The organism is Mucilaginibacter aquariorum, assembly GCF_024498135.1.
GTDB classification, from domain to species: Bacteria; Bacteroidota; Bacteroidia; order Sphingobacteriales; family Sphingobacteriaceae; genus Mucilaginibacter; species Mucilaginibacter aquariorum.
Genome location: NZ_JANHOH010000001.1, coordinates 180,825 through 204,950 on the forward strand (window position 1 = coordinate 180,825; position 24,126 = coordinate 204,950).

20 protein-coding genes are annotated in these 24,126 nt (G+C 39.2%); 19 read left to right on the forward strand and 1 reads right to left on the reverse strand.

Annotated features, from left to right (window positions below; genetic code table 11):
* Positions 1 to 4: 4 nt before the first annotated feature.
* The 10 genes from NPE20_RS00675 (at position 5) to NPE20_RS00720 (ending at position 13,981) form a co-directional block, all read left to right on the forward strand.
* Complete coding sequence (locus NPE20_RS00675; protein WP_256536663.1) at positions 5 to 703, forward strand: peptidase associated/transthyretin-like domain-containing protein; 699 nt, start codon at positions 5 to 7, stop codon at positions 701 to 703.
* Positions 704 to 837: 134 nt separating this feature from the next.
* Positions 838 to 1,668 carry a hypothetical protein gene (locus NPE20_RS00680; protein ID WP_256536664.1) on the forward strand — a complete coding sequence of 277 codons (831 nt, stop codon included), beginning with the start codon at positions 838 to 840 and terminating at the stop codon, positions 1,666 to 1,668.
* Positions 1,669 to 1,679: 11 nt separating this feature from the next.
* Positions 1,680 to 2,069 carry a hypothetical protein gene (locus tag NPE20_RS00685; RefSeq protein WP_256536665.1) on the forward strand — a complete coding sequence of 130 codons (390 nt, stop codon included), beginning with the start codon at positions 1,680 to 1,682 and terminating at the stop codon, positions 2,067 to 2,069.
* A gap of 72 nt (positions 2,070 to 2,141) precedes the next feature.
* Positions 2,142 to 2,735, forward strand: a complete 594-nt coding sequence (locus NPE20_RS00690) for an RNA polymerase sigma factor (RefSeq protein ID WP_256536666.1) — start codon at positions 2,142 to 2,144, stop codon at positions 2,733 to 2,735.
* 72 nt (positions 2,736 to 2,807) lie between these two features.
* Positions 2,808 to 3,740 (forward strand): FecR family protein, encoded by a 933-nt coding sequence (locus tag NPE20_RS00695; protein ID WP_256536667.1) that lies wholly within the window; start codon positions 2,808 to 2,810, stop codon positions 3,738 to 3,740.
* Between the two features lie 148 nt (positions 3,741 to 3,888).
* Positions 3,889 to 7,251: a SusC/RagA family TonB-linked outer membrane protein gene (locus NPE20_RS00700; protein ID WP_256536668.1), complete on the forward strand. Its 3,363-nt coding sequence runs from the start codon at positions 3,889 to 3,891 to the stop codon at positions 7,249 to 7,251.
* A 21-nt stretch (positions 7,252 to 7,272) separates the two neighbouring features.
* Entirely contained in the window at positions 7,273 to 8,820 is a 1,548-nt protein-coding gene (locus NPE20_RS00705; protein ID WP_256536669.1) for a RagB/SusD family nutrient uptake outer membrane protein, read from the forward strand.
* Positions 8,821 to 8,831: 11 nt separating this feature from the next.
* Positions 8,832 to 11,282 carry a bifunctional YncE family protein/alkaline phosphatase family protein gene (locus tag NPE20_RS00710; protein ID WP_256536670.1) on the forward strand — a complete coding sequence of 817 codons (2,451 nt, stop codon included), beginning with the start codon at positions 8,832 to 8,834 and terminating at the stop codon, positions 11,280 to 11,282.
* A gap of 20 nt (positions 11,283 to 11,302) precedes the next feature.
* Positions 11,303 to 12,145 (forward strand): hypothetical protein, encoded by an 843-nt coding sequence (locus NPE20_RS00715; protein ID WP_256536671.1) that lies wholly within the window; start codon positions 11,303 to 11,305, stop codon positions 12,143 to 12,145.
* 33 nt (positions 12,146 to 12,178) lie between these two features.
* Positions 12,179 to 13,981: a metallophosphoesterase gene (locus NPE20_RS00720; RefSeq protein WP_256536672.1), complete on the forward strand. Its 1,803-nt coding sequence runs from the start codon at positions 12,179 to 12,181 to the stop codon at positions 13,979 to 13,981.
* A 38-nt stretch (positions 13,982 to 14,019) separates the two neighbouring features.
* Here the strand turns inward: NPE20_RS00720 and NPE20_RS00725 are convergent, their stop codons facing one another.
* Positions 14,020 to 14,268 carry a hypothetical protein gene (locus NPE20_RS00725; RefSeq protein WP_256536673.1) on the reverse strand — a complete coding sequence of 83 codons (249 nt, stop codon included), beginning with the start codon at positions 14,266 to 14,268 and terminating at the stop codon, positions 14,020 to 14,022.
* Between the two features lie 208 nt (positions 14,269 to 14,476).
* Here NPE20_RS00725 and NPE20_RS00730 point away from each other — a divergent pair, with 208 nt between their 5' ends.
* The 9 genes from NPE20_RS00730 to NPE20_RS00770 all read left to right on the forward strand — a co-directional run bounded on the left by NPE20_RS00730 (position 14,477) and on the right by NPE20_RS00770 (position 24,125).
* Entirely contained in the window at positions 14,477 to 15,250 is a 774-nt protein-coding gene (locus tag NPE20_RS00730) for an HAD-IIA family hydrolase (RefSeq protein WP_256536674.1), read from the forward strand.
* A 582-nt stretch (positions 15,251 to 15,832) separates the two neighbouring features.
* Positions 15,833 to 16,579, forward strand: a complete 747-nt coding sequence (locus tag NPE20_RS00735; protein WP_256536675.1) for a polysaccharide biosynthesis/export family protein — start codon at positions 15,833 to 15,835, stop codon at positions 16,577 to 16,579.
* Positions 16,580 to 16,730: 151 nt separating this feature from the next.
* On the forward strand, positions 16,731 to 17,243 hold the full coding sequence (locus tag NPE20_RS00740) for a UpxY family transcription antiterminator (protein WP_256536676.1): 513 nt from the start codon (positions 16,731 to 16,733) through the stop codon (positions 17,241 to 17,243).
* A 51-nt stretch (positions 17,244 to 17,294) separates the two neighbouring features.
* Positions 17,295 to 19,640, forward strand: coding sequence for a GumC family protein (locus NPE20_RS00745; RefSeq protein WP_256536677.1), 2,346 nt, complete (start codon positions 17,295 to 17,297; stop codon positions 19,638 to 19,640).
* A gap of 151 nt (positions 19,641 to 19,791) precedes the next feature.
* On the forward strand, positions 19,792 to 20,847 hold the full coding sequence (locus NPE20_RS00750) for a Gfo/Idh/MocA family protein (protein ID WP_256536678.1): 1,056 nt from the start codon (positions 19,792 to 19,794) through the stop codon (positions 20,845 to 20,847).
* Positions 20,848 to 21,339: an acyltransferase gene (locus NPE20_RS00755; protein WP_256536679.1), complete on the forward strand. Its 492-nt coding sequence runs from the start codon at positions 20,848 to 20,850 to the stop codon at positions 21,337 to 21,339. It abuts the gene before it with no gap.
* An 11-nt stretch (positions 21,340 to 21,350) separates the two neighbouring features.
* A complete protein-coding gene (locus NPE20_RS00760) occupies positions 21,351 to 22,466 on the forward strand; it encodes a DegT/DnrJ/EryC1/StrS family aminotransferase (protein ID WP_256536680.1) in 1,116 nt (371 codons plus the stop codon).
* 1 nt (position 22,467) lies between these two features.
* A complete protein-coding gene (locus NPE20_RS00765; RefSeq protein ID WP_256536681.1) occupies positions 22,468 to 23,100 on the forward strand; it encodes a NeuD/PglB/VioB family sugar acetyltransferase in 633 nt (210 codons plus the stop codon).
* 50 nt (positions 23,101 to 23,150) lie between these two features.
* Positions 23,151 to 24,125 carry an NAD-dependent epimerase/dehydratase family protein gene (locus tag NPE20_RS00770; RefSeq protein WP_256536682.1) on the forward strand — a complete coding sequence of 325 codons (975 nt, stop codon included), beginning with the start codon at positions 23,151 to 23,153 and terminating at the stop codon, positions 24,123 to 24,125.
* Position 24,126 lies beyond the last annotated feature (1 nt).

Genomic DNA, 24,126 nt, shown 5'->3' on the forward strand with positions numbered 1-24,126 from the left:
TCTGTTGACATTTATAGCGCTTATAGCCACGGCATTTTTGGCCGGAGCAATGAAATCGGTAGCCACATATAATTTAAAAACCCAAAATAGATCATTATACCTTTCTGGCCCGGCTGTTATATTTTTTATCATACTTTATATAGGTTACAAGTACAGGCCAATAGCCAGCGAGGGTGCGTTAACGCTCACCCTGATTTTTACAGAGAAAAGCAAAACTGTTAAAGTCATTAATAACGGCATTGTAAATATTAAAACCGGGTTATACTTTTCTACAAAAAAGATCACAGATGATGGAACGGCTTTTTTTACGGGGATTAACTCCGATTATAAAGGAAAGGCAGTAGATATTTCTGTTGATGTGCCCGGGTATTCACTTAATGCAGATAGTGTTTATCGCTTATCTGAAACAGACAACGATACCCAATATACCATTCATCTTACAAAAGAACAAGACTTGGTAAACATTAAAGGAAGGGTAATAAAGCTTCCAATGCGGGAAGGGTTAGCGAATGTATCTGTTCAATTTGAAAAACTTAATAACCCGGTGACGACAGATTCTTCCGGAAATTTTTCGGCAATCATTCCTGTAAAATCCGGTACCGAGATCAGGGTAATAGCTATTAATCACAAAAAAGAGATATATAATTCATTAGTAAACGTATATGACGGGCAGCTATTAAGCATAGGAGTAGAGGAGAAATGAGATTTATTATACTTTTTATTTTTGTGTTTTTTGGGTTGCATGCACAATCGCAACACATAACATATAAATTTAGAATAAGGTTTGGGGATTATACACCGCTGAGTAATACACAGTTTATTTTAAGCGGGCAAAGGATGAATACAGACCCCCAGGGGATAATTGCCATGAACTTAGCAAACAACCTAAGTTATTTAAATATCGAGTCGGCAAATCTAAAGGCATATGAAATAAAATACCCTTTAGAAGGTAAGGCCATGTTACCTAAAGACCCCACTGTGTTTATAGATATTTTTGTAGCCAAACCCGGCCCCGACCAGTTAAAGGGGCTTGTTGACCGGATGGATCGCTCACAGAGCAATCTTCAGAAAAACCTTTATAAAAAGATTGAAGAAGAGACCAGGAATGGTTACGACGGCATTGTAAAAATGTTGACGGCTAATAACTTAGATGAACAGAAACTTGCAAGTGGTCGATTGGAGTTTTTTCCGCTGATATCGGCTACGCTGGCCAATTATTTAAATGAAGTACGCAATTTTAATGATGCCTTTGTAACGCTAAGCACCTCTTTAAATTCAAAGCCGGCCTATGACCAGTTTAGCAATGCCATTTATAGGTATAACGAGATCTTTGAGTTGCTAAACAATAATAAGAATACCTATGAGCAAGCTATTGCCACTTACTGGAATAGTAAGGAGCTTTCTTTAAAATTCAATAATCTTGTTGATTATGCAATAGAAGATTTACATAAACCATATGTTTTAGAGATTAACTATACGCTTATTAACAGGATTTACGCGGCCAATAACGAAACTAACAAAAAGGAAAGGGCCCGGTTGCAGAATAATTTAACAAAAGATATGACCGAAATATCTTCTAATATGACAAGGAAAATAAATGGCCTTGGTGAAAGAATTACTGCTATGAATGGCTTGTTAAATAATAATGGAACAATTAAAATTAACTAAAACATAAGATCATGAAAGCAAAATCATCAATGGCCATATTTATACTGGCCGCAGTAATGTTATTTTCTTGTTCTAAAGACGCCTCTGTTTTAGATATATTTATACCCAATCTCTCAAATCAGTGGGTAAGTGACAGAAACACAAATTTCTTTTTTAACTCAGATGATCCTGATAAAAATAAAAACGAATCGACGTTTACAGGCAATGAACAAAACCCCGACACTGGTGATATTTTTCAATTAACCGGGAAATATAAAAATTATGATGTAGAGTTTACTTTTACAGAAGGGCCGGAGAAAGGTGTTACTTATATAGGTAAATTTATCAAAAACTCCAATCCATTAAGAATGGAAATGAAAGCACCGGGTAATGTGAAGGTAACTATCACTCAAAATTTGTAACAGTTACTATGATTAGTTTTTTATTAAATTAAAACTGTCTTAACATTGGATGGATAGCTTTGCATCATATTGATGAAAGGCATATCAGATCAGGAACTATTATTGCAGATACAGCATGGTGATCATGATGCTTTTGATATTTTGTTTGACCGCTACTGGCAGCGATTATATCAATCGGCACGAGCAAGATTAAATGATAGTGACACCGCCCAGGACGTTGTTCAGGAAATATTTATTAAGATATGGCAGCGCAGGGCGATACTCGACATAAGCGGCCCGCTCGAAAACTATTTGCAAAGTGCGGTGCGCTTAAGTGTGATTAGTCATTACCGGTCAAAGAAAGTAACAGAAGTTCAATTGGAAGATGCATTACAGCGGATAAATATGCTGGAAGATTCCATTGAATCGCTTACTGATTACCTGGAACTGGAAAAAACATTACAACAGGCAGTTGAGTTAATGCCCGAAATGCTGAAACGTGTTTATCAGTTACGAAGTGAAAACCTTTCGGTAAAAGCCATTGCAGGTGAATTAGGCCTGGCCGACCAAACCGTAAAAAATTATATCAGCGAAGTATCCCGTCGCTTGCGCATAGCTATTGCCCAAAAATATCCCGAAAAGCACCTTACCTATATGGCATTGATAATTGCCATGCTTCACAAATAATTAACATAAACATCATATTAAATATAAGTACCTAAAGGCCATTTCAGCGACTTACTACTGAAAACACGGCTAATGGACATTTATAAATTAAGGAAAATTTTACAACGGTACAGCGAAGGCAAAGCCAATGAAACTGAAAATGCTTTAGTAGAAGCCTGGTACAGATCCTATGCATCAGATGAGCGTTCTGTTAAGGATAAAGAGGCCGCCGAGATTGGTGAATCTATAAAACGCCGCATTAAAGCAGTTACCTTAAAAAGGTCTATCATTTATCTGCCTGTTTTTCGTATTGCAGCAGGCCTTGCTATTTTTTCAACCATAGGATTTTTTGGCTGGAGGTTTAGCCGCCATCAAACACAACAGGTTTATACCACTATAATTACCGGTACCAAAGGTTTAAAAGAGCTTAAGCTTCCGGATGGGTCGGTAATTTGGCTTAATGCAGCCAGCCGCATAAAAGTCCCCCTAGCTTTTACTGGCAATTTGCGCGAAGTTGTTTTGGAAGAGGGAGAAGCCTTTTTTAATATAAAACGCGATGCGGAGCATCCCTTTGTTGTACACACGACGCCGTTAAATGTGCAGGTTTTAGGAACATCATTTAATGTGAGGGCTTACAAAAGCCTGCAAACAATAAGTGTATCGGTTGCAACCGGAAAAGTAGGTGTAACCGGCAATTCAAAAGCTTTAGCCATGTTATTGCCCGGCCAGCAATTAAGCTATAATGTTTTGAATGGCAAAACTGAACAAAAGGTGATCAACGCCGACCGTGCACAAAGCTGGAAAGAAGGATCTACCTATCTTAACCAGGCGGGGTTTAAAGAGCTCTCAACGATAGTTAAAAATATTTATGGGTTGTCGCTTAAATCGGGCAACAAAAAGGTTGATGGCTATCGGTTCAGCCTTCGTTTGATACACAATCTACCATCCGAACAGATCCTGGAATTGATAAACCAGCTACATCATACGCATTTCAGAAAGGAGGGGAATGATATAATTCTCTATTAAACAAAAAAGCGGCCCTGTAAGCCAGAGTCGCTAATTATTCTTTGCAGACCAAGGACGGCAATCCAGTCATGCAATGCTCAGTAACTATTCACAATCACATAAGCAAAACAAAAATATGAATTATTATACACACTTGTGTAAGCAATTTATGCGTATTACTATCTTATCATTCAGTATCTTATTAACTATCGGTCTGCTATCCGTGAGTGCGGCCGATGTGCATGCACAGAGCCTGGACCAACGTGTTGATATCAAATTTGGCCACGAAAGTCTGTACAACGCATTAAAAAAAATCGAGCAAAATACCAATTTGGTTTTTGCTTATGATGCCGATTATCTTGGATTAAAAGAAAGGTTTGTTGAACCTGCTAATTTTAACGGACAGCCTTTAGAAAATATATTAACCGCTTTACTTAGGGGTACAAATATTGTTTTTAAAGAATCATCAGGTAATATTTTACTTACAAAAAAGCTTGCGCAAGGTAAGGTATACGGTAAAGTAACCGATGAAACCGGCGAACCGTTACCGGGGGCCAATGTCAGGGTAGCAGGTACTACAATGGGCGCATCGGCAGATGTGAACGGTAATTACACACTTAACATCCCCGAAGGGACATATACCTTACAGGCAACTTTTGTAGGTTATAAAATGTTAGAGTTTAACAATGTTACCGTTGTCAACGATAAGCCATATCAGCTTAATATCAGCTTTAAAGGCGGTAACGCATTACAGGAGGTAACCGTAAGTTATGGTAAACAGCGCGGCCGCGAGGTTACCGGCTCTATTGATCAGGTAAATATGCAATCTATGCAGGATATGCCGGTGATGCAATTTGGCCAGCAGCTACAGGGTAAAGTAGCTGGTGTAAACGTTTCGCAAACAAGCGGCCAGCCTGGTCGTGGTATAGCGTTCCGTATTCGTGGGGCAGCATCTATGACCACAGATTATCAGCCATTGTTTGTAATTGATGGGCTGCCTATAACAGGAAGCATCAATAATATTAACCCCGATGAAATTGAAACGCTTACGGTGTTAAAAGATGCATCGGCTACGGCTTTATACGGCTCGCGTGCGGCAAACGGTGTAATACTTATCACTACAAAACATGCAAGGCCCGGAGATTCAAAAATAGAATTCAATGCAAATTTCGGGTTACAAAAGATACCGGGTAACAGCGTTCCTAAAGTAATGAACGGCGAACAATTTGCCCAATTTATGAATGAGAAATTTACTGATGCCAAGCTTTACGAAGCCCCTTTTAATGCGGTTATACCAGATCTGTATCAAAACCCCTCGCAATATGGGCAAGGTACAAACTGGTTTAAATTAACTACACGAACAGCGCCTATACAGAGCTATAATTTGAATATAATGTCGGCCCGTGAAAAATCATCTTCAGCTGTACTTTTTGGATACGAGGCACAAGATGGGGTACTGATCAATTCGGGTACAAAGCTGATAACGTTACGTATCAATCATGATTTAAGCGTTGGTAGCAGGAACCAGTTAAAAGTGGGATTCAATTTAGCACCCAGCTATCGTATGGATCATAACAACAGGATCAATACTGATGGCGTAGGCGGTTATTACGAACGTATATTTGAAGCAAGCCCCATTGTTCAACCTTATAACGCCGATGGCAGTTATACAGTTGGCGCATTCTCTCAGGGTATGAGCGCTTACGTAAACCCGCTCGCGTTGCTTAATGAAACAAAAGACGATTACATTACTACACGCATACTGGCCAACGGTTATATCAATTACGAGTTTATACCTGGTTTTAGTTTAAAAACTAACGTGGGTGTTGATAAAGGTGCAGAAACACGCAATCAATTTTCACCTTCTATTACCTTAACATCATCTCCGGGATCACCGGCGGCATCTACCGGCTTAAGTTCATCGGTTGATAATTTTTCTTATACCGCCGAGTCTTATTTAAATTATCAGAAGACATTTGCAACCGACCATCATATAGAGGCCCTTGCTGGATATTCTATCCAGCGTTATGAGTCGGTTAGTAACTCCGTTAGTGGTACAGGTTATCCAAGTGATGATATCCCTTATATAAGTGCAGCTTCGATCATATCTGCCGGTTCAAGCAGTACAACACAGTATTCTATGCTATCGGCAATTGGCCGTTTAAATTATAATTACAAAGGTAAATACCTGTTACAGGGTGCTGTTCGTCAGGATGGTTCATCAAGGTTTGGGGCTGATCGCAAATACGGTTATTTCCCATCAGTATCTGCCGGCTGGATCATCAGCGATGAGTCGTTTATGGAAAACTTCAAGAAGATAGATCTGCTTAAAATACGTGCAAGTTACGGTATAACAGGTAATAATAATTTTGGAAACTTTACGGCTATCCCAACGCTGGCAAAATATAATTACCTATTGAATGGTGAATTAATACAAGGCCAAACTATAGGTACATTGGGCAACTCAGAACTGGCATGGGAAAGGAACAAACAGTTTGATATTGGCCTGGAGTTAGCTTTATTTAATAACCGCGTATCAATTAATTATGATTACTATCATAAAATGACCGATGGTTTAATAATGCCACGCCCTGTTCCAAGAGCTTCCGGTTTTACGAGTTTACAGTATAATATTGGTCAGTTTGAGTTTTGGGGCCATGAAATTACCGTTAACACAACTAACACAACCGGTGCTTTTAAATGGAACACCAACTTTAATATCGCCTTTGAGCGTAACCTCGTCAAAAAACTTGTTGATCCGGGATACCTGCGCAGAAATAACACCGTTACGTCTGATTATTATCGTAACCAGGTTGGACACCATTTAGGTGAGTTTTACGGTTTTGTAAACTTAGGATTATATAAGGATGCTGCAGATCTGGCTAACTCGGCTAAGTATAAAAGCACCGGTCTGGCAGATAAGGGATCGTCAGATATAGGCACTTTAAAAATGAAGGACCTGAACAACGACGGAATTATTGATGACGTTAACGACCGTACCTTTATAGGAGACCCTACACCAACTTTTACATTCGGTATTACCAATACTTTCAGCTACAAAAGCTTCGATCTGAATGTATCCATGTCTGGCCAGGTTGGCGGTAAAATACTTGCAGCAGCCAAATGGGCCTATCTAACAAACCTTGATGGTTCAAGGGTACCGCTTGCGGCTGCCGCGGATCGTTGGCGCTCAGAAGCCAACCCCGGCTCTGGTGTATATCCACGCACTAAAACCGGTACCACAGCCATTGGCAGGTCGGTAAATACCCAATGGGTAGAAGACGGATCTTATTTAACTGCTAAAAATATATCACTCGGTTATAACTTCAAACTTAAAAACGCCTTACTGCTAAAAAACTTAAGAATATACGGATCGGTACAGCAAGCATTTATTATAACTGGTTATAGCGGTGGTGGCAATCCTGAGATAGGTATTACAGGATCTGACGCGCTTAATGGTATAGGTGTGGATGAAAATGCATACCCTGTTCCCCGTACTTTTTCTTTCGGCATAAATGCAACATTTAAATAAAATCTCTTTTTCAAAAACAACATGAAAAATAAATATATCGTATTGGTGCTTTTAGTTATCATAGCATCATCCTGTAAAAAAAGTTATATAGATCTTGTACCCGAGGATTCACTTTCGCCGGAAACATTTTACCAGACTGACGATCAGTTGGAACAAGCGGTTGCAGCGGCTTATGTGCCCCTGCGCGATTTATTGGTGAACGACTATCATACTTCAGAGATGCGGTCTGATAATACCCACTACATCCCCAACCCAAACAATCGTGGTACAGCAACCGTTTATCGCGAGAACGTTTCTGACTGGAACAACGATGCCAATAACGACTATGTAAATGCGGTTTATTACCACTGTTATACAGGCATTTCAAGGGCCAACATTGTTATAGGCCGTACCCCACTGGCAAAAAAAGCTACCGAAGCAGGCAAAGCCAGAGCAGACGGGCAAGCCAAGTTTTTAAGGGCATGGAACTATTATAAACTGGTACGTCTTTTTGGAGGGGTACCACTTTATTTAAAAGAAGTAACCAAAGCAGATGACGCATTTAAAAACCGCTCAACTGTGGATGAGGTTTATGCTCAGATCATCGCAGATGCAAAAGATGCGATAACTGAATTATTGCCACCGGCAAAATTCCCGCAAACCGGCGAAGCTACCAAAGGGTCGGCAACCATGCTATTGGCCGATGTGTATGTTACATTAAAAAAGTATGCCGAGGCAGAAGCATTGTTAAACACGTTACCTGCTATGAAGTATGGGCTTAATGCTAATTACGCGGATGCTTTTTCAACCACCAATAAAAACAGTAATGAGTCTATTTTTGAGGTGCAATACCTGCAAGGTACCGCAGTTGGCACCCAACCAAATGCCTTTGTGTTTCAGTTTTTACCAAAAACAACAACTACTGTATTGATCACAGGCCCTGCGTTCCCAAGCAATACCAGCAGTTCGGGCTGGAACATACCTTCATTTGACCTGCTTAAAAGTTACGAACCCGGTGATAAACGTTTGGATGCGTCTATCGGTATTGCCGAAGGGGTAAATGATGCTAGTTTTGTAATGAAAATATCGGCAGTAAAAAGCGCGGCAGGTTATACACCAACTCCGGGTACAGCATATACACCTTTTATAAAGAAATATGTACACGGCCCTTATGTGGCAACCAGCAATTCAAATGATAATTGGCCGATATACCGTTACTCAGAGGCGCTTTTGCTTTTGGCCGAGGCACAAAACGAATTAGGTAAATCGCCGCTTACAGCACTCAATACAGTGCGTACAAGGGCAGGTCTGCCTAACGTTACAGAAACAGATCAATCTAAATTAAGAGAGATAATTTTGCATGAAAGAAGGATAGAACTGGCTTTCGAAAACAAAAGGTTTCATGACCTGCAACGCAGCCCGGATGGTTTATCTATCATGAAGGCTTATGCAACAAAAGCTAAAGTTACCTATACAAATCTGGAAGCAAATGCTTTTGATATACAGGTTTATAAATTTTTATTCCCGCTGCCGCTACCCGAAAGGAACCTTAACCCGGGTATGCCGCAGAACCCCGGATATGCATTTTAATTAAAAATAATATGAAGACAACTAATCGGACAATTTACAAAACAAGAGTGCTTACAGCACTCTTGTTAATGCTTTGCTTCTGTGCACAGGCGCAGGTGCCGGGTAAAATTAAGCAAACCGGGCAAGTACTGCTGCCAAATGGTTGGAAACTTAGTCCGGCAGGCAAATCTCTGCCCACGGGTGACCTTCCGCTTAATATCCAGCTTAGCGCAAGCGGCAGACTGCTGGCGGTTACAAATAACGGCCAAAGCACGCAATCTGTACAATTGTTCGATCCGAAGAGTGAGAGGTTGCTGGATGAAAGAGTACTGACAAAATCATGGTACGGGCTTGCGTTTAGCCGAGACGAACAACACTTGTACGTATCAGGTGGTTATGATAACTGGATCCTTGACTTTGGTATACAAAACAATAAAATAGGAAAAGCCGATACTATAAAATTGGGCCTGCCATTTCCAAAAGGTAAAATTTGCCCAACAGGCATTGTAGTTACCAAAAGCAACAACCGCCTGTATGCGGTAACTAAGGAGGATAGCAGCTTATATGTGATAAACCCGGCTGCACATAGCATCATCAAAAAACTACAGCTACCGGGCATGGCATATAGCTGTACACTATCACCCGACGAAAAAATCTTATATATTTCGTTGTGGGGAATGGCTAAAGTAGCCGTTTACAATACTGCTACAAACCAAATAGAAAGAGCCATCAACACCGGCGATCATCCTAATGAATTGCTGTTGAACAAAAAAGGTACTTACCTTTTTGTTGCCAATGCAAACGAGAATTCAGTTTCGGTTATCGATACCAAAACAGGAAAAATCGCTGAAACCATTTCAACCGTGTTATATCCTACTAAATTGGCAGGGTCTACCACAAATGGGTTAGCACTATCTGCAGATGAGCATACGCTGTATGTAGCCAATGCTGATAATAATTGCCTTGCCGTGTTTAATGTTACCAAACCCGGCAGCAGTCAAAGTATGGGTTTTATTCCGGTAGGTTGGTACCCAACCAATGTGAAAACGTTAGGTAGTAAAATAATTGTAGCAAATGGTAAGGGACTAACATCCAAAGCAAACCCGCATGGGCCACAGCCTTTTGAAAAAGACAATAACATTGGCGAACATGTGGGGCAAACCGCAAAAAGTGAGATTCAATACATAGGTGGCTTATTTAAAGGCTCGCTATCGTTTATTGAGAACCCCAGGCCCGATCAGCAGAAGGTATACACCAAGCAGGTTTATGCCAATACCCCCTTTAATACTAAAAGAACTATTACTGCCGATGGCGAGACAGGAAACCCTATCCCGCGCAAGGCAGGGGAAAAGTCGCCCATTAAATACGTATTCTATATTATTAAAGAAAACCGAACTTACGACCAGGTATTGGGCGATATGCCGGGTGGCGACGGCGATACTTCGCTTTGCATTTTTGGCAAGCAAATAACGCCAAACCAGCATGCCCTTGCCAGTCAGTTTGTTTTACTGGATAATTTTTATGTAGATGCTGAAGTGAGCGCAGATGGCCATAACTGGAGTATGGCCGCTTATGCAACCGATGTAATTGAAAAAACATGGCCAACTAATTACAGCAACAGAGGGCCTGCATATAATGGCGCAGCTTCCGGGCCTAAAGATGGTTATATCTGGGATTACTGCAAACGGGCGGGTGTAACATACCGCAGCTATGGCGAGTTTGGTTCTTATGGTAAAGCCCAGCTTAAGTCATTACAAGGGCATATGGCGCCTAATTCACCGGGCTTTAACATGAAAATAAAAGACCAGGTGCGCGCAGATGCCTGGCAGGCAGATTTCGACTCGTTACTGGCTATTAAAGCCGTGCCCCAGTTTAGTACTCTGCGTATCTCGTCTGACCATACCAGCGGGCAAAAAAAAGGTGAGTATTCACCGATTGCAGCAGTTGCTGATAATGACCTTGCGGTGGGGAGGATCATTGCTCATTTATCTGAAAGCCCAATCTGGAAAGAATCGGTAGTTTTTATACTGGAAGATGATGCACAGGCCGGTCCCGATCATATTGATGCACACCGTTCGCCGGCATATGTTGCAGGCCCGTATGTTAAACGGAATATGCCTATTCACAGCATGTATTCCACATCGGGCATGCTGCGTACTATGGAATTAATATTAGGATTACCCCCTATGAGCCAGTACGATGCAGGGGCTTTGCCTATGTATGATTGCTTTACCAGCAAACCCGATTTTACTCCGTTTAAGCTAATTGGAGCCCAGGTTGATATCGATGCCCGCAACATCGCGGTTAACGAGAGCAGCAAGCGTTCCGAGTCGTTTAATCTGGCTAACGAGGACAAGGTACCAGATAGAGATATGAACGAAGTGATATGGAAAGCTATTAAAGGTGAACACGCGGTAATGCCCGCACCCAAACGGAGCGCTTTTGTTATCCTGGAGCAAAAGAAGGACGATGATGACGATTAGAAACAAATCAAACACTTATCATGAAAAATATATTTTTTACTTCGATCGTAATTTTAACAATGTGTATATCTGCCAGGGCCCAATCTCCGGCTGATAGTAAATCATTACGTGCAAACGAGAGTGTATCGGTACAGCCATTTTTGTTTTCGGTAAATACGCTTACCGGTAGCGCACCATATTGGGCGTTAAGCGCCAGTTCTAACTATGCGCAACGCACGGCCGGCCAATTTGGCTATGATGGTGCTGATCAGCAACTGGCCGTTAAAGGTTATTTAGGTAACCGGCTTACCCTATATGCTAATGCCGACCTTGGTTTTGCGCGTAATGGCGGTACAACCACTGCCTTGCAGGCCGAATTACTGCGTGACTTTATTGGCGGTAAGAAAACTTACGGTGCCCGTTTTGGGGTAGGCTTAGGTGCCAATCGCGATTTTTCAAACGTGGGGGCAATATTTAGCCGCATCACAGCTTCTTTTGATGCCCCTAAATGGCGTTTGGGTGGAAACCTGCGTATAGAAAAAGCTTTCTCTAACTCCCGCGACGGGATAGACCTGGTAACCAGTCTTGGTTTTCAACACCGCATCACCGGGCCGGTATTTGCCGGTTTCGAAATAATGGGGCAAGACCTGGAAGGTTTTTGGGAAGCAGACGAGGCTGAAGGCGGCGCCAAGTTGCTTATTGGTCCTTCTGTTAATGTAGCCCCCGCGAATTCCCGGTTCTCGTTCTCGGTAAGTGGTGGGCCGGTGTTTTATGCTACGCATAGTACAGCTCTTACATCGGGAGCTATTAGAGATGTAGGGTTGTTGGCTTCACAAAACGGCTATACGCTTAGGGCAATGGTTGCTTTTAACCTGCACCGCTAATAAAATTATTCAAATAAATAATCCTTATAGTTCATGCAACTAAACTTTATATCTAATGCCAAATTTAAAAAGGCACTCTGTGGTTTTTTAAGTATACAACTACTGTTTGTCACAAGTGCAATACCGGTTAAGGAAGAATCAAAAAGTGATGACAGCACAGATTTTTCAATAGTGGTTTTGCCGGATACGCAGTACTACACATCAGAAAAGAACGGCGGCAAAAACGAAATGTTTAAAGCCCAAACAGACTGGATCATTAAAAATGCCGCTAAAGAAAAAATAGCTTATGTAGTACAATTGGGCGATATTTCTGATGATGGCGAAAAATTCCCTAAAGAATGGGAAAACGCTGCCGAGGCAATGTATATATTGGATAAACCCCAGGCCGGTTACCCACATGGCATTCCTTATGGTATGGCGGTTGGCAATCACGATCAAACAAAAAGCCAGTATCCCTTATCAGGTAAAACAGATCAGTACAATAAATACTTTGGTATAGATCATTTTAAAGATAAACCGTGGTATGGCGGCCATTATGGTAATAATAACGATAGCCATTACGACCTGTTTACTGCCGGCGGTGTTAATTTTATCACCATATATTTCGAGTATGACTCGTACGACGAGGATATTGAGAATTTAAACGACTGGGCATCCCAATTATTGGAAAAATATAAAAACCGCAAAGCAATATTAATAAGCCACTCTATTGTACATTTTAACAAAACAACGGGCACTAACGAGAAGGGCTTCCCCCAATTTAGCAAGCAAGGGCAGCGTGTGTTTGACCGAATGAAACGTTACCCTAATGTTTTCATGACCCTATCAGGCCACGTAGGCGATAATGGCGAAGGTTACCGCCAGGATGGATACGCGGGCAATATCATTAAATCATACTTGTCCGACTATCAGAGCAGGCCTAACGGTGGGCATGGCTTAATGCGGTTAATGAGTTTCTCTAAAGCAAATGATCTGGTAAGCGTGCGCACTTTTTCTCCTTATACCCATGAAGAAGAAAAAGATGCCGACAGTGAATTCACCACACCATGGTTTCATCATACCAATGTGGCCAGGTACCTTGATTTTAACAATGATCAAACTACAGAGTTAATGTTTTTCTCTAAAGGCAAATGGAAAATAAGCGGTCAAAGCGATATTAATTTTGGACAAGACGGCGACATTGCTGTACCGGCAGATTATAATGGCGATGGCAAGGTTGAACTGGCCGTTTACAGGCCATCTGAAGGGGCGTTTTATCAGCAGGACGGAAGGTCGGTAAAACTTGGTCAGCAGGGTGATATACCAGTGCCCAGGGATTATGACGGCGATGGATTTGCCGATTTTGCGGTGTACAGACCTTCAAATATGACCTGGTATTTTAATGGGTTAGACAGTGTTAAATTTGGCGTAAAAAATGCTATCCCGGTTCCTGCAGATTATGATGGTGATGGTATTACGGATCTGGGCTTCTTTAATACAAAAAACTCCCTTTGGCAAATAGCCGGTATTGGCAACATCCCTTTACAGCTACCACATGTACCCGGTGATATCCCAGTGCCTGCAGATTATGATGGCGATGGCCGCGCGGAAATGGCAGTTTACAGGCCTTCAACCGGCGAGTGGATCATTGACAGGATGAAGGAGCCTCTTAAGTTTGGTGAAAAAGGCGATATCCCCGTTCCGGGAAACTACCTGAAAGATGGCAAAGCTCACCCGGCTCTGCTGAGGAACGGAAAAGTATTTTTATTGAATAACAAGACCATAAACACCAGTGGACTCGATATGACGAACCTTATTAATTTACCAGCTCATGTCCGCAGGTTCTTTTTCCAATGATGTTTTATAAGTTATGTTGATGTAAAGGGTTGGACATTCTAATCCAACCCTTTAGTGTATTCATACAGATCACACCTGTCTTCATACCAGCTGGCCACAAAAATCTCTAAACCGTTGAGATAGGTTTCAATAGCGGCAACACCCTGGATATGTTTTCCATCATCAACTATCTCGGGTTCCTGAATATCGTTTTGTTCGTGCGCCTGGTAAGGTAAAGACATTGTTTTGATGCGTTCTTCCCAAGTTGCAGCTTCTTTAGTTTCTGATGGATATGTTAAAGTAATCATCTATTTGATTGTTATTAATGAATTATTACACGAATTTACCTGTAATTGATATGCTTTACTGGTAATATTTGGTTAAATAATGGTACTATTTACTGTACGCTAATTAGTGGTATTTGCATTTGGTTGTTAAACGAATTTACGTTCGCCTGCAAATGATGGTTATAGATTGCGTAGATTTATAGGCAACATACTTTTACTAATTTTAACTATGAAACAAGGACTTTTGATTGATATGGACGGCGTTATTTATAGTGGCGAGGAATTGATCTCGGGCGCCGATAAGTTTATTAAGTATTTAGTTGACGAGGGTATCGCGTTCGCATTTATGACAAATAATAGCCAAAGAACAACTTTGGAGGTTGTGCGTAAGTTAAAAAGGCTAGGTATAACGGTAGAAACAAAGCATGTTTATACCAGTGCTATGGCCACCGCACAATTTTTGGCAAGTCAGGGCCCAAATGGTACGGCTTATGTTTTAGGGGAGGGCGGTTTGTTAACCAGCCTACATGAACATGGAATAACGCTGGTTGACAGTGATCCTGAATTTGTGGTATTAGGCGAAGGTAGAAACTTTACCCTTGAAATGGTTCAACGGGCTGTTGATATGATTTTAGCGGGCGCGAAGTTCATCACTACTAATAGAGACCCTTCACCGAAAAAGCCGGGATGGAATAATCTGGGTATCGCAGCTACCACAGCAATGATTGAAGAAGCAACCGGGCGGAAAGCCTTTGTTACCGGCAAACCAAGCCCGGTGATGATGCGTTCCGCGAGAAAATTTTTAGGATTAGAAACAGCTGAAACCACAGTTATAGGCGATACGATGGAAACAGATATACAGGGTGGTGTGCAAATGGGATATAAAACGATACTGGTTTTATCTGGAATTTCAACCAAAGAGAGGCTCGGGCATTATGCTTTTAAACCTGACCTGATTGTGGGTTCTGTTGATAAGATCACCTTCCCTTTAAAATGGTGGTAGGGAAAACAAGTTTGACTATCTAACTACATCGATAACTGAACGTATTTTATCAAAATACTGAAGCCGTATAGATCAATTGATCTATACGGCTTTTTGTTTAATGCAATTATCAAAAAAGCCTGTTCCATCACAATTAAGTGTGATTATAGTGTATAAATAATTCCCGAAATTATTTAACTAACCAATATGATATATGATTACAATCAGTACCATTGGTGATGGTCTCGACTCATTATTTTATATTTTAATATTCATAGATTGAATCATTATAATATTTAGCATTAAAGCAGATAATGTAAGTATTGGATTTCTATCCTTAATGCATTTTTAATAGCTTATAATCCTCATATATAATCACATATATGAAGATTTATGTATAGTTTATACATCTGTGTACACAATCAGGGATTTGCCTATTATTTTAATAGAAGTTGTGGTATTTTCACGTATTATTAATATTTATAAGATATTAATAACGATCAAACCTTGTTTTAGTTTTAATGTGTGGGTGAGAAAGGGCGAAGCTATTTAGTTTGATGAGCTTTTTTTAAACGATCGTCTAATTCTTATCACTCATTAATTATGAAATTATTCCTCCCTGTAGTTTGTATCGTTTTAGCCCTTACTTCATGCGGTTCGTATAAAAAAACTTCATATTTTCAGGATGTAAATTTGTCTTCGATAACCACTGAGCGAATAAAAAATTTTAATCCGATAACTATTCAACCAGAAGATGTATTAGGAATAAGTATAAGTAGCCTCAATCCGGAGTCTTCTACCGTATTTAATTTTACATCGAATACCGTTAATGGAACAAACGAAAATTACGGTGGTTATCTTGTAGATCAGCAAGGTCAGATCTTGCTCCCTATAATTGGAAATGTAAAAGTAAGTAACCTGACAACCGCACAAGTCAAAGAAAAAATCAGACTAAAATTACTGGAATACCTGAAAGAGCCTGTGGTGATTTTAAAGCTACTCAATTTTAAAATTTCAGTTATGGGTGATGTGGCACAACCGGGAGTATTTAAAATCCCCAATGAAAGATTAACATTAGCCGAAGGATTAAGTTTAGCAGGTGATTTAAATATTACCGCATTACGACAAATATTAATAATCAGAGAAATTGATGGAAATCGGCAATATATTCCCGTTGATTTATCAAAAAAAGAAGTATTTTCTTCCCCATATTATTATTTGAAAAATAATGATGTAATATATGTGCAGCCCGGTCGTGCCAAATACGCTGCAGTTGACCGAACAATTCCACAAATAAGTTTGCTGCTCTCCGTTATTTCTGTTGCTGCTATTTTTTTAACGCGGAAATAACAAGTATATCCTTGAAAGCCATTTAAATATGGTTGTCAAAAAGTTTCAATTAGTTCCTCCTTTGCCCTTATTCACTTTATAGTTTCTAAAAACTGAAGTGTAATGGCAAAGCTTATAATTCATTTTACCAATAAGAGTTAGATCATACCAAATGGAGTTAAAATGGTACGCTGTTTATACCAGGTCACGATGGGAAAAAAAAGTAGTAGATCATTTAAACAAGGCTAATATAGAGAACTACTGCCCTCTCAACAAAGTATTGAGAAAGTGGAGCGATAGAAAAAAAATTGTTGAAGAGCCCTTATTCAGATCGTACGTATTTGTAAGGGTGTCAGAGAAACAAATGAATGCGGTTAGGCTTGTTTATGGCGTTGTAAATTTTGTTTACTGGCTGGGTAAACCTGCCGTTATATCCGATAAAGAGATAGAGGTTATAAAGGAATTTTTAGCAGAATACAATAATGTGAAATTAGAAAAGGCGGTTATTCACATTAAAGACAATATTAAAATAATAAAAGGGCCATTTAAGGATATGGAAGGGAATGTGGTTTCTTTAAACAAAAAGAAAGTCAGAGTATTGATCCCATCATTACAATACATTTTAACCGCCGAAATTGAAAAAGATAATGTTACGTTATTAAGAACTCCAAATATTTCAAATTAATAACCAGTCGGTATGCAGGCAACCCAAGGTTAATATAAAAGGTATTTTCTGATGAAAAACAACGCAAAAGCTTTTACTTATTCTAATCAAGAACCCAAAGGGAAAGATAATCTTGAAGATTTAAGGGATAAGGTTTCTGTTTATTTACATTATTGGCCATTTTTTATTCTAAGCATTGGTATTTGCCTTGGATTAGCTTACCTGTATTTAAAGTCCATTGATCCTATATATACTATAAAGGCCGAATTCTCTATAAACGACGAGAAAAACGATCAAAAGGGCGATGCGGAACGTGATGTTTTTAAAAACACAAAAATCGTGAACGATGAAATTGAAATTTTAAAATCGCGAACCCTGATGAAAAACGTTGTCTATAATCTTCAGTTATGGACACAGTATATAAAAAAAGGTGAACTAAAAAGTATTGATATATATGCAACAACACCTGTACGTTTTAGTTTGATAAAGGAGGCAAATAATTGGGCCGGGCACTCCATTGAGATCGTAATAAAAAATGAGCATGATTTTTTTGTAAAACAGCCACACTCTATCAGTACCTTTTCATATGGTGAGCTGCTAAATAGTTCGTGGGGGAGTTGGAAACTGGAGCCCACACCGAATTTAAAAGATTATATCGGACAAACTATTCGTATTAATCTATATAATCCCGAATCAATAATTGATAATTGCCTTGGGTCGTTCAATGCCTTTCAATTAACCGAAGAAACTTCTGTTATTAAATTGATTTTACGAGAGTTTGTACCCGAGCGGGGTGAAGATATCCTTAATGGCCTGATCAATGCCTATAACATAGCTTCTAACGACCATAAGAACAAAGCAACGGCCAGTACATTAAATTTTCTTGATGAGCGTTTAGTGTCCATTTCTGGTGAATTAAACGCTGTTGAAAAAAATGTTGAGGGTTATAAAAGCAGCCGGGGTATCACAGATATTTCTTCAAACTCGAAGTTTTACCTGGATAATGTTAAAGATAATGATGCGCGCTTAAATGAAGTAAATGTTCAGCTGCAGGTAATTGATCAAATTCAAAAGTATGTTACCTCGCCCAAAAGCTCGGGAGGGGCACCGGCAACAATAGGCATCAGCGACCCCGGCCTTATATCCCTTATTGAACAGCTTAATAAGTTAGAATTGCAGCGAGACAAACTGCTATCTAATACCCCTGAAAAAAACCCCATACTTGATCCTATTAACCGGCAGATAGCATCTACAAAAACAGCTATTTATGAGAATATAAAAGGAATAAAAAGAACTTTTATAGCCACCCGTAATCAATTAAATAAGTATGGTAGCAGTTTTGAATCTTCTATTAAAAAACTACCGGGGCAAGAGCGGGAATATATCAGCATTAAGAGACAACAGAGCATAAAAGAGGATCTCTACATGTACCTGTTGCAAAAAAGAGAAGAAGTTGCTTTAAGTAGTGCTTCAAAAATGGTTGGAAGCAGGGTAATAGATGCAGCCCATTATGGGGCGCCGGAAGCTCTTAACTCCAGCTTTGCTTATGCACTTGCTTTTATACTTGGCATTATTATCCCGGGCGGTTCTGTATTTGCCAAAGAAACTTTTAATAATAAGATAAATAATATTCAACAAATTGAGGATGTAGCCTATGCACCTGTATTGTGCGAACTGTCTTATCAAAAAAACATGCTCCTTGGTAATGTTTTAAATAGCCCCAGAACCATGATAGCTGAGCAGTTTAGAATACTGCGCACCAATCTTCAAAACGTTGATAGCAACAATAGCAGGCACGGGAAAGTTACTCTACTAACCTCAAGTATGTCTGGCGAGGGTAAAAGCACTATAACCAGTAACCTTGGTATAGTTATGTCTGCTGCAGGCCGCAAAACAGTTATTGTTGATGTTGATTTTAGAAAAGCTGCGATAGCCAAAAAGTTTAATTTAAAAAACGAGAAAGGGCTTAGTGGTTATTTAAACGGAACAGAATTCAAAGAAGACATCATCCAACCATCGCTTATCCATCCAGATCTTTATGTTATAAGTTCAGGCGGCCAACCTGATAATCCTTCAGAACTTTTAGAAAGGATAGAAATGGAAGAGCTGATTGATTGGCTCCGAATTCATTTCGATGAAATTATTTTAGATACCCCTCCCATAAAATTGGTTGCCGATGCTATGATTCTTGCCAAATTTAGTGATGTGAATTTATATGTGATCCGTTATGGCTTTACTTATAAATCTGAATTAAAGTATTTGAATCAATTATATAAAGAGCAACAGCTAAAGAATTTAAATGTTGTTTTTAATGGCGTTTCACTCAACAGCAGATACGGCTATTCAAAAGAATACACTTACGAGTATTATACCCGCGAAAAACCAAAATTTTGGTCCTCATTGTTGAGAAGAAACTGAATAACTCTTTTAATATCCCGGAATTGAGCTCAGTTATGCTTAATTCCTCTAATAGCTGGTTATACCTCCGGCAAATAAATAAATCCCATCGGTATAGTAAATATCAGGAAAGGGTAACGGCTTATTGCATTCAAATTCTTAAAACTTTTTTATGGTTAATGTTGGTATAATTGGCTATGGTTACTGGGGCCCTAATTTAGTAAGGAACTTTTCTCTAACATCAGATTGCCGCGTAGTTGCTATAGCCGATTCTCGTCCGGAACGATTGATTGCCGCTGCAAAATTAGCTCCGGGGATAGTTGTCTATAAAAACGCGGACGATATTATTAATCATCCAAATATTGATGCGGTAATTATTGCAACGCCTGTTTTTACTCATTTTGAACTAGCGAAAAAAGTGCTTTCAAAAGGCAAGCATGTACTTATCGAAAAGCCAATGACCTCATCTGTTATAGAAGCAGAGATACTGATCAATATGGCTATACAAAGAGGGTTATTGCTTATGGTAGATCACACCTTTTTGTATACCGGTGCAGTGGTTAAAATGAAGCAACTGGTAGAAAATCAGGAATTAGGAAACATTAAATATTTCGACTCAACCAGGATAAACTTAGGCCTTTTTCAACCCGATATCAATGTATTATGGGATTTGGCACCTCATGATATATCCATTTTAAATTACATTATTGATGAACCGCCCTACAGTGTTAATGCAACTGGTGTAACACATACCAATAATACAATTGAAAATATTGCCTATCTCACCATTAATTACAATTCGGGATTTATAGCTCATTTTAACTGCTCATGGACAAGCCCGGTAAAAGTAAGGAACATGTTAATAGGAGGGGATAGGAAGATGATTTTGTATAATGATATGGAGCCAACAGAAAAGATAAAAATATATGATACCGGCTACAACCATATAAATGATGAAGATAAAAAGCGGGTTTTGGTTGATTACCGAACCGGCGACATTCATGTGCCAAAATTAAATACAACCGAAGCTTTATCAGAAATGGCGAGTGATTTTATTACCTGTATCCAGGAAAAAAAACAACCAAAATCATCCTGCAAAATTGGGTTAGACGTAATGAAGATTTTAGAGGCTTCAAATAAATCAATAAAAAACAAGGGCTGCGAAGTTGTGCTCAACGGGATTGACAGATCTATTGAAAAGAAACACACTCAAGTTTTAATTAATTAAATGACAAGGGTAGATATCAAAAATGATCAACAATGTTTAGTTGATGTGAAACTTGGTGACGATGTCAAGATCTTCAATTTTGTTAATGCTTATGGATGCAGCATTGATAACGGAACTAAAATAGGGGCTTTTGTTGAGATACAAAAAGGGGCAACCATTGGCAAAAACTGTAAAATTTCAAGTCACTCGTTTATATGTGAAGGAGTACATATTGCTGATAATGTTTTTGTGGGTCATAATGTAACCTTCATTAATGATAAGTTCCCGCGTGCAACAACAGAAAATGGAATATTACAAACAGACGATAACTGGGAATGCATTGAAACATTTATAGAAGAGGGCGCCTCAATTGGGTCGAGCGTTACCATATTATGTGGGGTTCGGGTGGGTAAAAGATCTGTTATTGGAGCGGGCTCGGTTGTGACCCGTGATGTGGAAGAAAATACTATTGTTGCGGGTAACCCTGCAAAGTTTATAAGAACGATTGATTAATCTTTATTTGAATGAATGATATACTATTACAAGAAAAGATTTTATGCCTCGACTTAAAAAAGCAGCTTCAACAAATTAAGGAAGAAGTATTTAGCGCTTTTGAAAGCGTTTATGATAATGCAGCCTTTTCTGGCGGCCCATTTGTAGAAGACTTTGAAAAAAGCTTTGCGAGTTTTTGTCAGACAAACTATGCAGTAGGAGTAAATAATGGTACTTCTGCATTGCACCTTGCCATGCTTGCTTTGGGTATTGGGCAAGGGGATGAAGTAATAATCCCGGCAAATACCTTTATTGCTACAGCATGGGGTGTAACCTATAGTGGTGCAACCCCTGTGTTTGTTGATTGTACCAATGATACCTGGCAAATAGACATTAATTGTATTAAAGAAAAAATTACATCCAAAACCAAGGCCATAATAGGGGTGCATTTATATGGCCAACCTTGTGATATTGATGCTTTAAAGGCAATCTGCGAACAGCATAAGCTTTATTTTGTAGAAGATGCCGCGCAGAGCCAGGGAGCGCAGTACAAAGGGACACCAGTGGGTGGTTTTGGTGAAATTGCATGTTTTAGTTTTTATCCGGGCAAAAACCTGGGTGCTTGCGGCGAAGCGGGCGGAATTACCACTAATAGCGAAGTTTTTTATAAACGGTTTTTAAACCTAAGAAACCATGGTTCAATAGTTAGATATTATCATGACGAGTTAGGGTTTAATATGCGGATGGGCGGTTTAGAAGCCGCTTCATTAAATGTTAAATTAAAGTATTTATCAGCATGGAATGATCGGCGCCGGGAAATAGCCGGGAGGTATCAGAATAATATAAACAATACTAAAATAAAGATGCAGTCGCAACCTGACTGGGCGCATTCTATTTACCATTTATTTGTTATTACTACCGATAACAGGGATGAACTTGTTGATTATTTAAACGAGAGAAAGATAGCTGCTGGATTGCATTACCCGGTTCCCTGCCATTTGCAAAAAGCTTACGGCAGTTTAAAATATAAAATTGGCGATTGCCCTAATTCTGAATATTTATCAAATCATTGTTTGTCAATTCCAATGTATGCCGAATTAACAGATGATGAAGTGAATTATATTATAGATGTAATAAACGCTTATTAAAATGCAAAAGAAAAAGCTGATAATTTTTCCTTTTAATGGCAATGGGATCGAAGCATTTGATTGTATCAATTTTGACGAATATGATTTTATTGGCTTCATAGATGACGATCCCACAAAAAAATCGATGGAGTATGATATTTTTCCAAAGGTGATTTTAGATAAATATCCCGAATTGTTTGTTTTGGCCGTACCAGGCAGCTCCTTATCCTATATGGAACGGGCACAAGTCATCCACTCATTAAACATACCCAATTTAAGATATATAAATTTAATTCACCCTTCAGCATCTGTAGGGAAAAATGTAAAGATGGGTTTTAACTGTTTAGTTATGGCAGGCGCTGTTATAACAAGTAATGCAGTACTAAACAACCACATTATCATTTTACCAAATTCGGTTATCCATCATGATGTGATTATAAATAACTACACCCTTATTGGAAGTAATGTTGTTGTTGCCGGCGGTACAACAATTGGCAATAATTGTTACATAGGGAGCGGAACAAACATTATGAACAGTATAACCATTGGCGATTTTTCACTTATTGGGCTGGGAAGTAATGTACTTAAGAGCATCCCAGAAAATTCAAAAGTTGCCGGAAACCCTGCAAGAAGCCTGGCGTTCGCAAATAACTAATAGCTATTTAAGCAATGCTATGCTTTAATAGCAAATATCAACACATACTTATGCAAACTAAAATTTACGGGAGTAAAATTCTTATAACCGGCGGCGCCGGGTTTATTGGTTCTTTTGTGGTAGAAGAGCTATTAAAATATGATCCTGAAAAAATTACCATTATTGATAATTTAAGTCGTGGTAGTTTTGAAAACATAAAAAACTTTAAAGAAAATTCAAAAATTGAATTTATTGAGGGCGATATAAGAGACAAAGCACTACTTGAGGAACACATAATAGCCAAAGATTATGTGTTTCATATGGCAGCATTGCGTATCAATGCTTGTGCGGCTAATCCACAAGATGGTTTTGATGTTATGATCAAGTCTACTTTTGACGTGGTTGATCTATGTGCAAAGCATCAAATTAAAAAAGTTATTTACAGCTCGAGTGCATCAGTTTACGGCCTTGCTCAAAACTTTCCTACTCCCGAAACAGATAACCCATATAACAATCAGACATTTTACGGCGGAGCAAAATTATTTGGCGAACAACTTTTTCGAAGCTATAAGTTTATGTACGGGTTGGATTATGTAGCACTCAGGTACTTTAATGTATATGGCCCCCGGATGGATACAGATGGGAAATATACCGAAGTTATGATCAGGTGGTTAGATTGTATTAGTGATAATAAAGCCCCTGCAATATATGGGGATGGCGGTACCACTATGGATTTTGTATATGTTAAAGATGTGGCCAGGGCTAATGTTGCCGCATTGCTGTCCGACACAACGGATGAAGTATTTAATGTTGGTAACGGGACAGAAACCAGTTTAAAACAGCTTTTGGCTGTTTTATTAAAGGTGAATAATTCAACTCTTACGCCCCAATTTATAGAAGAAAATACAATAAACCCTGTAAGCCGAAGACTTGCTGATATAAGCAAGGCGAAATTGATATTGAACTTTGAACCATCCATTGACCTTGAAGCCGGACTAACGGAACTTAGTCAATGGTATTTTGAAAAGAAAGTCTTTACCGTTTAAT